The sequence below is a fragment of the Streptomyces sp. UW30 genome, from assembly GCF_008042075.1.
GTDB lineage: Bacteria > Actinomycetota > Actinomycetes > Streptomycetales > Streptomycetaceae > Streptomyces.
The window spans coordinates 1-661 of record NZ_RDBN01000141.1 but is presented as its reverse complement, the minus strand read 5'-3'; the positions used below and the strand labels follow the sequence as shown (position 1 = coordinate 661).

Here is a 661-nt window from a genome sequence, read left to right as displayed (position 1 = left end):
GGTACCGTCTGCCTCGTGCGACAACCCTAGCGCCGTCGGCCGGGAAAATGTGGCTTCGCTGCTACAGACTTTTCCCTGGCCTCCCGCGCGGGCCGAGAAGGGCCGGCGCACGGGCATCCACGAACGCGCCGGAASCGGTCATGGATCGTTCACGTGGTGGTCACGCCTGGCGGAACGGGAGGCTCCGCACCGGTGTCGAGGAGGATCTGCTCGGCCCCTTTGAGGTTGTCGGCGCGCACCGCCTGGGCCATCGCCGCCCGCGCCGCGGTGGGCGACGCGTCGGGCGGTACGACGAGCAGGGAGAAGAGATCCTGATCACCTCGCGTGACCAGGACGGTGTCGTCGCCCACCGACGAGGCGTCGAGGTGCACGACCTGGCCGTCGACGACCAGGCGCGTAGGCAGTCCGTCCCAGGCGGCGGAGTCCAGGCCGACCCGGGAGATCGGTCCGAGGTGTTCGGACAGCGTGCGAATCAGACCTGGCAGTTCGGTGGCGACGTCACGGGAGCGCGGCCACCACGCGCCGTCGAGTACTCCCGTGCGCTCCTGTGTCGTCTCCAGCCGCAGGAGGGCCGTACCGGGGCGGACGGATTCGTGTACGCCGTCCGGGAGGCGTCCCACGGCGGGTGGCGGATCGGTACACGGCGGGTGGCGGATCGGTA

The 661-nt window shown here is 70.6% G+C and carries 1 protein-coding gene; it reads right to left on the bottom strand.

The window, feature by feature from the left end:
- Window positions 1-149: 149 nt before the first annotated feature.
- Window positions 150-656, bottom strand: a complete 507-nt coding sequence (locus EAO75_RS44885; protein WP_148000879.1) for a DUF5994 family protein — start codon at window positions 654-656, stop codon at window positions 150-152.
- Between the last annotated feature and the right edge of the window lie 5 nt (window positions 657-661).